This is a genomic window from Polynucleobacter sp. 39-46-10, from assembly GCF_002282275.1.
Genome location: NZ_NCJB01000093.1, coordinates 1 through 8,917, shown reverse-complemented (window position 1 = coordinate 8,917; position 8,917 = coordinate 1). Strand labels below are relative to the sequence as shown.

Sequence of the window (8,917 nt, the reverse complement as noted above, 5' to 3'; positions counted from 1 at the left end):
TATTCCAGGCATCAAATATGCCCTTGGGATGTATCTAATTTACTGAAGCAAACAAACGGGAACAGTTATTATTGCACTAATTAAGTGCTGAAATTCCTCTCAAAACCCTAAAAAATACTATATTTGCACCAAAGTAGTGCCTACTTAGATTTTGAAATATCGTGAATCACATAACCCAAAGCCTCAGTGCCGGTTCGTAAAGCAAACCAAGCACTTTCCAGCAGATTTGCATTACCTTTAATGCCCAGCTCAATATGACGTTCAGCATAAACACCGCCCCTGGAGGGATCACCAACAGATGGGAGGCTAAATACCTTTACCCCAGGGAAATCCGACTCAATACGCTCCATTAACGGAGTTAGGGTTGATTCAATTCCTTTGGGAACAATAAAACTCTGCTCAGCCGAGTTTTCGCGATGAAATAAGTTTTGATAATAGTTATCAAGACACCAGGCCATCATCGGAGCGGCCATGACTGGAAAACCTGGGACAAAGTAATGCTCTCGAATAGAAAAGCCAGGGATCTGGTTATAGGGATTGGGAATGATGTCGCTACCAATCGGGAACTCGCCCATTTTGAAACGATGTTGGTTTTCAGGAGTACTTAAATCGGCTTTAGCAAGATCCCCTTCAGCCATCGTCTGAATGCGCCCAGCAATTAATTCTTGCGCAGTCGGATGTAACTCAGTTTTAGTGCCAAGAGCCAAGGCAGCGCAATGTCGTGTGTGATCGTCAGGAGTGGCGCCAATGCCGCCAGTACTGAAAACCACATCGCCACTAGCAAAACTATCTTTTAAGGTGGCTGTAATTTGATCAGGATCATCTGCAACATATTTGGCCCAAGACAGACTCAAGCCACGCTCATTCAAGAGCTCAATCAATTTGCTCAAGTGCTTATCTTGACGGCGACCCGACAGAATTTCATCGCCAATCACAATCAATCCAAAGCGACGGGCTTTGACCTCAGGCACATCAATGCTGACCTGTTTTGACGCCTCAACCATGGTACGGTAGCTCCATATCAATTACACGTGCTTCTATATTTAAAGATTGATCTAACTCGTTTCTGCGCATCTCTTTTAATGCCTCAAGTAAATAGTGCGCGAACCACAGCGCAGCAAATACAAAGATTAAAGAGTAAATCCACAGAGCAACAAAACTCACAATGGGGAACAACACCAAAGCCAATGCTGATGTTGCCCAGAAAAAAGTGGGTACAGCGCCGAGCATTCCCGAAACAATTCCCATTGCCAAGAGAGGCCAGCGATGCTGGTGCAACAAGGTATCACGTTCCTCTGCAGTAGCATGTTGCGCGAGCACATCATAAGACATCAATCGCATCGTCAGCCAACCCCAAAGCAATGGCGGTAAGACTGCAACTAGTGGCGGAATCCACCATACCGGTAAAGTTAGCATCACTAAAGCCAAACAGATCAAAGCAGACCAGATGGTGTATACAAAACTACCAAACAAACCACCTCCCTTCTTTCGCTCAAGATCTTTGTAGGCGTGCTGACGTGATACCACGCTAACGATAGTTGGCACGGTTGTAAAGGCGATGAATACCAACAGACTGATCGAGATCAACGGGATCAAGAGCATTACAAAAAAGAGTGGCGCAATCCAGGCTCGGGCATTTTCAAAACCAGCCCAAATCAGACCATCCTGAATCCAACTCGTAAAGATAGATGTTGTTAAAAAAATGCTGAGCATTTCCAGGGCCGGCGTCCAAGTCAACCAAATTAAGCCGCCCCATAAAATCGATACGATCAAGAATGGGCGCAGGCTCAACCACAGCATTCTCGGATGCATTGTTCCAACCAAAGCCAAGCCGAAAGACTTGAATACTTGCTGCATGCTATCCATAGATTTCCAATACCGCCAAATGAACTGCTGGTTTTATTTTGCTCTGGGAAAAATTTCACGCACTGAATGCATCAAACCCTGCCACTGCTGTTGCAATATATTGGGCGAAATAGCCAAATCTCTCACACCGGTGGGATGCACGTCCTTTGGAAAAATTGCAGTATTGAACATCATGTCCCACCATGGAAATAAGACGCCAAAATTACAACCACCCAAAACACCTGGCTTACCATTGGCTTCATGGCCATACCCTACCGCATGATGCATGCGGTGGTACATCGGAGAAACCAAGAGATACTTGAATGCGCCAAGATGAATTTTAAGATTGGCATGTTGCCAACTCTGAATAAATTGACTCAAGACTGCTAGCAAAATAAATTGACTTGGGGATACACCAAACAACAGTGCAAAGAAAGCAAAAACTACCGCATGCAGGATGCTATCCAGAATATGGTTGCGATCATCCGACCAAGCAGTCATCACGGTTTGACTGTGATGCAAGGCATGCAACTGCCACCACCAATTGAATGTATGTGAAGCGCGGTGATACAAGTACTCCACAAAATCAAGCAATATGAAGTAGATGCAGAAACTTATCAAAGGAATCGAAGTCACTGGGGGCCACCATGATTCCACATTCAGTCTGCCGAAACGAAAGTCATGAAGGACGGAATCAATTTGAAAGAAAAAACCTGACAAGGCAAGAAAAATCAAGCCGTGAAAAATGCCCAGACGATGAAACAAGGTGTAAAAAACATCTGCCTTAGAGCTATTGGCAAAACGTTCTTGAGTCTCAGCGGGCGAAAGTCGTTCCCAAGTGCGCAGAATGACCGCAATGAGCATGATCTGAATACAGCCAAATAAAAACCAATCAATGCCGTCAAACACATCTTCCGCCATGGACATGAGGTCGAATTGATACAAAATCGGCCCGGCCACGTGCACAAACAAAAATTCTTGAGTGCTGGCGTAGGCCGAGGCAATCGTGGCTATAAAAGGATTGGAATCCATATCCTCAATTGTGACTTATTTATCTTGTTTTGGCAGGGTTGCAAAGCAAAAGCCGCGACTCTTTAGATTAATAATCAGTTGCTCTAAAACTGCCGGAGCCCAGGGGTCCTTGCGCGACCAAATACCCAAATGAGCCATGGTGATGTCACCGTCCTGAAGCTGGCTACTTGCCTTATCCAAAAGCAACTTATTGGAATGGGTTTGCGAGCTGAGCTCATCACCCAAAAATCCGGCGGGATTCCAGCCAATATGGTGATAACCGCACTGACTTCCCATTCGAATCGAACGTGGTGATGTTTTTCCACCGGGAGCACGCCAAATTTTCTGGATCCCAGAACCCGTTAATGCTTTAAAGCGCTCATCCACCTTTCGAATTTCTCGGCAGTAGCTAGCTTCGTTATATAGAGTTGCAACCCCAGCCTTTGGCCCAAATTGCGGCTTTGCAAAGATCTCTCCATCGGGGCCATCTTTGACAAAGTACAGATGGTCATAAGTGTGACTACCAAAATGGTGGCCTTCACGAAGACGATCCTGCCAATAGGATTGCCATGAATCATCTAAAGCAAAATCACCACGACTAGTTTTTTCATTCGCCAGGAAAAAAGTAGCTTTAATGTTTTGACGATTCAGTATGTCAGCAACAATTTGCGCAACAGACATGTTGCCGGTATCAAAGGTGAGGTATACGGTTTTTTTACAGTGACTCTCTTGAGAAAATCCAAGCGAAGAGCATGTTGCCAAAAGAATTAGCGCTGTTAGTCGAGCAAGAGTGCCATTCAAATACATCGAATTAAATTACTCCCAACCAGAACGTGGGGTAAAGAAAACGCCGTGTGGTGATTTACCAACCGGAATCACGGTGACTAACTTCATCGAGGGAATATCAATTACCCCCGCTTTTTTGGAAAAGCGGAAAGTAACCCACATCGTTTTTCCATCAGGTGTAATTTCCATATCGTCTGGACCCGCCGGTAAGCCAGTAATATCCCCCGTCTTTTCCAGGGTCTGCATATTAATCATACTGATAGTTGAAGCAATACGATTACTGACGAACACATGCTTTTTATCACCTAATGGACGGAAGTTGTGAGCGCCCTTCCCGGTAAAGATTCGCTTCACTTCTTTACGATTTTTCCAGTCGATGACTTGAACATTGTCTTCACCCGTAATACCAACCAAGAGGTATTGGTCCCCAGGGGTCATCCAAACGCCAGCGGGCACTTTACCCGTTATCATTTTCCAAATAACAGTCTGTGTGTCTAAATCAATCGCAGCCAATTCATTGGAATCTTGCAGCGTGATGAATGCGATCTTGCTATCTGCAGTGAATGCAACGTGACTTGGTGTTTTACCCAATTTGATGGACTTTGCCAACTTGAGGTCTGCACCTTGGGCGTAATAAACATCCACCCTGTCCAAACGATTGCCATTTGAAACAAACCACTTATGGTTTGGTGAATAGCCAATTTGGTATGGATCGATGATGTCAGGAATCTTGCCAATTAATTCACCAGTAGTGGGATTCATCAGCACCACATCATTGCCCGCAGCGTTAGCTATGAGTAGCGTCTTTTGATCGGGAGTCATCATCAAGTGGTGCGGCTCTTTGCCAACTGGCACCGTCTTAATCACCTTACGACTTGGCATATCAATTAAGCTGACAGTTGCTTCACCTGAGTTCAATACAACCGCTAACTTGGGCTCAGCCTTAGCGTCAGAAGCTGTAGCAATTTGAGCAAAAACGGCATTCTGGAAGCCGGAGAAAGCCAAAACTATGAGAGCTGAAATAGTGACAAAGTTGGCTTTATTGATATTTTTGTACATAGCTGACATTGTAAGCAATAGATGCTCTGCCGTAGGCTGACTCACGACAATCAATTGACTTAACGCAAGCTAGACAGGACCTTTTCTAGGCGTTTTAGGGACATTGGCGTGGGGGTCTTTAATTCTTGTGCATATAAAGCCACTCTCAACTCCTCCAACTGCCAACGGAAATCAGTCAAAGCCTGATCCTCCGCCATGGCATAGTTCGCGGATCCACGACTCCCTTGAACTAACTTTTGCCATGGCCTAGCAACAGACTCCCAATCTTTTTGGCACTGAGCATCGCGACCAGGGTTGGCTCGTAACTTATCAATTCGCATTGCAATTGCCTTGAGATAGCGAGGGAAATGCACCAACTGCCCATATGGCGTATCTGATACAAATTTCGGGAAAATTAAACCCTGTACTTGCGTTTGAATGTCTGTATGTGCAGCAGCTGAGGCAACCTTAGCTTGAGTCAACTTCTTTTGCAAATCTGCGTAAGCCTGTAAAGCGGCTAAGGCATGCTTTGCAATTTCTTGTGCAATTAACGACAATCTTGGCTTACCTGCTTGCAAGCGCTCAGCAAATTGCTCCGCATTGACCGGCAATGGATCATTCATAAATGCCCGCTCTAGGGCAAGATTCAGAGTTTGTTCAATCAATCCATCTACCGAACCCACATTGATAAACAGTAAACCAAGCTCCCGAATACCAGGTAGTTGTTTTTGCAGCGCCTTGAGTGTGTCTTTGTTCGATAAGGCAAATAGTCTACGAAGACCTTGCCAATGATATTTCCGAGCCTCCAGCAAATCATCGAACACTTCAAGATCACATGACTCGGTACGATCTACCAATGCGGGATAGCCGAATAGAGTGCGATTGCCTTTTTGGATTTCAAGTGTTTCAGGCAGTTCACCAAATTCCCAGTTGCGATAACTACCCTGCTCTACATTTTTTATCGCCGAAGGATTGGAACTTTGACTTGTTTTCGCGCCAATATTTAGCGAACTTGCGGGCGCATCAGCACCAAGTTCCTCTTGAACTGCTTGCTGGGCAATCGCCTGAAATGCAGTTCGGGCTGTCTCTCCATATTCGGCCCGCAATCGAGATAAGTTCCGCTCCAACTCAAGCTGGCGCCCATGCTCATCCACTAGGCGAAAATTCATTGAGGAATGCAAGGGCAAAGATTCTGGCCTGAAGTCTGTGCGCTTGATTTCTAAACCACGCTCTTTACGGATATCCGTAATTAGACTATCTAAAAAGATACCGACTCCAAACTGTTTTTCTGAAAGCATGCGCTCTAAAAATGATTTTGCATACTCTGGTAGCGGCACGCAGTGACGACGTAACTTTTGGGGAAGTGATTTCATTAGCAGATGGATTTTTTCCTCACACATGCCCGGAACTAGCCATTCACAACGACGACCGTCAACCTGATTTAGTAGGGTCAAGGGAACAACGAGAGTGACGCCATCTTTAGGGCTGCCAGGCTCAAAGTGGTAAGTCAAACTCAACTCTGTACCGCCAACAATCATCTTTTTAGGGTAGCGATCCACTGTAATGCCGGCGGCTTCATGGCGCATTAAATCCGCCTTAGCTAAACGTAAGAGAACATCTGGCGTCTCCTGTTTGGCGCCCTCATCTCTAGATGCCTTCTTCAGCCAGGCATTCATGCCCTCTCTGCTGAGGACATCTTTGGGAATACGTGAATCATAAAAAGCAAATAAGAGATCGTCATCCACTAAAACATCAGGACGTCTTGAGCGGTGCTCGAGGGCCTCGATCTCTTTTATCAATCTGCGGTTGTGCCAGAAGAATTCAAAACTTCCAGAATATTTTTTTTTAGCATCGGCCTCAGTCTCTCGCATCAATGCTGGGGTATCCATGCGTCCAAAGAGCTCCTCCTGGACTAAGGCATATGTAATGAATATTGAACGAGCGTCTTCAGGGTTATATGGCTCATATCGAACTCGACGGCCGTGATAAATAGGTAGGCCATACAAAGTACCGCGCTCAAAGGCCATTACTTCACCTTGACGACTATCCCAAAAAGGCTCACTTAAAGATTTAATCAGGCGGTGGGAGGCAACCTTCTCAACCCACTGAGGCTCAATCTTGGCAATCGTGCGCGCATACATGCGATTGGTTTCTTGAAGCTCGCCAGCCAAAATCCAAGCTCCCGCTTTTTTACCAATGGAGGAGCCTGGCCAAATAAAGGGGCGAATACCACGCGCACCAATATAGCTACCAGTCTTACTGCCACGCTCTTGAGATTTTTCGTCCTCTTCTTTTTTGGCTACATAACCTAGAAGGCCTGTTAACAAAGATAGGTGAACTTGCTCATAAGTAGCTGGCGAAGGATTTTCTTTCCAACCTTTTTCACCCAACATCGTGTGGAGTTGACCATGAACATCACGCCATTCACGCAAACGTCTCGGAGATAAAAACTTACTACGGCACAGATTCTCTAATTGACGATTGCTGTGCTTGTGCTTCAGTGCATCCTGATGCCAATCCCAAAGTTTGACAAAGCTCAAGAATTCAGAACGTTCATCTGCAAACTGCAAATGTGCCTGATCGGCGGCGGCAGCTTGATCCATGGGTCGATCACGAGGATCTTGAGTAGCCAGAGCTGAGGCAATGATGGTGACTTGGCGTAAGGCATTTTGCTCTTTAGCTGCTAAGAGCATGCGGCCAATTCGAGGATCCAGGGGAAGATCTGCTAATTGCTTACCCGTAGGGGTTAGTTTGAAACTGTTATTGATGTCCCTGTCTACATCCCTAGCGCTTTCGTCATAGACAATAGCCCCCAACTCATCTAATAACTGCACACCATCAGCAATCGCACGACCTAGAGGCTTATCAATAAATGGGAACTCTTGAATTCGCGGTAAATGCAAAGAACTCATGCGAAGTAACACCGCCGCTAGTGAGCTGCGCAGAATTTCTGGGTCGGTAAATTTAGGACGACTCAAATAATCTTGCTCGCTATAAAGACGAATACAAATACCGTCCGATACGCGGCCGCAACGACCAGCCCTTTGATTGGCAGCTGCCTGAGATATTGGCTCAATTTGGAGCTGCTCTACTTTATTGCGATAGGAATAACGCTTTACACGGGCCAAGCCACTATCGACCACATAACGAATATTGGGAACTGTTAATGAGGTCTCGGCAACGTTCGTTGTCAAAATGATGCGTCGACCATTGCCAGGACTAAACACGCGCTCTTGCTCTGCAACTGATTGCCGAGCAAAAAGACTCAGAATTTCCGGATGAAAGCGTTGTTGCAAAACATGGTCTTTTCTAAGGACTTCAGCACAATCCCGAATCTCTCGCTCTCCGGGCAAAAAGACCAGGACATCGCCAGCGCCTGAGGCACCTTCTCGCCATACATTGGCAATCGCCTCTGCGACTGCATCCGGAATTTCCTTAGCCTCTTTGGATTCCATTTTCCCATCTGGCTTGGCGTCAGGCTCTAAAGGTTCATACCGCTGCTCTACCGGGAAGAGTCGTCCGCTAACCTCAATCACCGGTGCAGACTTGCCATTCAAAGAGAAGTGATCGGAAAAACGCTTAGCGTCAATCGTGGCCGATGTGATGATCAGCTTAAGGTCCGGGCGCTTAGGAAGTAACTGGCGAAGATAGCCCAGCAGAAAATCAATATTGAGGCTACGCTCATGGGCTTCATCAATGATGAGGGTGTCATAGGCACGAAGCTGAGGATCACGCTGGGTTTCTGCCAACAAAATACCATCCGTCATTAACTTAATGGAGGCGCCTTGACTAGTTTTATCGGCAAAACGTACTTGATAGCCTACGTCTTGACCAATTGGAGTGCCCAGCTCCTGGGCTATGCGCTTCGCAGTGGCTGTTGCAGCAATACGGCGAGGCTGGGTATGCCCAATCAGGCGGCCACCGTTAATGGTGCCCCTACCGAGGTCTAGACAGATTTTGGGTAATTGGGTTGTTTTGCCTGAACCAGTCTCACCACAGACAATGACAACCTGGTGAGAGCTCAAGGCATCCTTGATGATTTGACGTTGACCCGATACCGGCAACTCCTCCGGAAAGCGAATTTCTAGCTTGCGTGAGGTGTTGGAAGCAGGCACAGTCACAGGGCTTGCTTTGGGTTTTTTTGTTGGTTTATAGGCTCTTGCACCCTATAATTTTCTCACTATGCCAACAAATGCACCAAACCCCGGCTCAAACGCCGAAGAATCAAGCTCCAACT

The 8,917-nt window shown here is 46.2% G+C and carries 6 protein-coding genes; all 6 read right to left on the bottom strand.

Going from position 1 to position 8,917, the window contains the following annotated elements:
• Window positions 1–140 precede the first annotated feature (140 nt).
• The 6 genes from B7X71_RS08870 to hrpA are packed head-to-tail and all read right to left on the bottom strand — an operon-like array spanning window position 141 to window position 8,795.
• Window positions 141–1,004 carry a molybdopterin-binding protein gene (locus tag B7X71_RS08870; RefSeq protein WP_293596936.1) on the bottom strand — a complete coding sequence of 288 codons (864 nt, stop codon included), beginning with the start codon at window positions 1,002–1,004 and terminating at the stop codon, window positions 141–143.
• A complete protein-coding gene (locus B7X71_RS08865) occupies window positions 997–1,866 on the bottom strand; it encodes an EI24 domain-containing protein (protein ID WP_293600537.1) in 870 nt (289 codons plus the stop codon). The genes B7X71_RS08870 and B7X71_RS08865 overlap by 8 nt, the downstream gene beginning before the upstream one ends.
• A 33-nt stretch (window positions 1,867–1,899) precedes the next feature.
• Window positions 1,900–2,877, bottom strand: a complete 978-nt coding sequence (locus B7X71_RS08860) for a sterol desaturase family protein (protein ID WP_293596932.1) — start codon at window positions 2,875–2,877, stop codon at window positions 1,900–1,902.
• Between the two features lie 15 nt (window positions 2,878–2,892).
• Window positions 2,893–3,663, bottom strand: a complete 771-nt coding sequence (locus B7X71_RS08855) for a polysaccharide deacetylase family protein (protein ID WP_293596933.1) — start codon at window positions 3,661–3,663, stop codon at window positions 2,893–2,895.
• A 9-nt stretch (window positions 3,664–3,672) separates the two neighbouring features.
• A complete protein-coding gene (locus B7X71_RS08850) occupies window positions 3,673–4,710 on the bottom strand; it encodes a cytochrome D1 domain-containing protein (RefSeq protein ID WP_293596934.1) in 1,038 nt (345 codons plus the stop codon).
• Window positions 4,711–4,760: 50 nt separating this feature from the next.
• Window positions 4,761–8,795 (bottom strand): ATP-dependent RNA helicase HrpA, encoded by a 4,035-nt coding sequence (hrpA, locus tag B7X71_RS08845; protein WP_293596937.1) that lies wholly within the window; start codon window positions 8,793–8,795, stop codon window positions 4,761–4,763.
• Window positions 8,796–8,917 lie beyond the last annotated feature (122 nt).

Excerpts from the sequence above, each read along its gene's own strand:
- B7X71_RS08865 (WP_293600537.1), bottom strand. The coding sequence starts at position 1,866 with ATGGATAGCATGCAGCAAGTATTCAAGTCTTTCGGCTTGGCTTTGGTT.
- B7X71_RS08860 (WP_293596932.1), bottom strand. The coding sequence starts at position 2,877 with ATGGATTCCAATCCTTTTATAGCCACGATTGCCTCGGCCTACGCCAGC.
- B7X71_RS08855 (WP_293596933.1), bottom strand. The coding sequence starts at position 3,663 with ATGTATTTGAATGGCACTCTTGCTCGACTAACAGCGCTAATTCTTTTG.
- B7X71_RS08850 (WP_293596934.1), bottom strand. The coding sequence starts at position 4,710 with ATGTCAGCTATGTACAAAAATATCAATAAAGCCAACTTTGTCACTATT.
- B7X71_RS08870 (WP_293596936.1), bottom strand. The coding sequence starts at position 1,004 with ATGGTTGAGGCGTCAAAACAGGTCAGCATTGATGTGCCTGAGGTCAAA.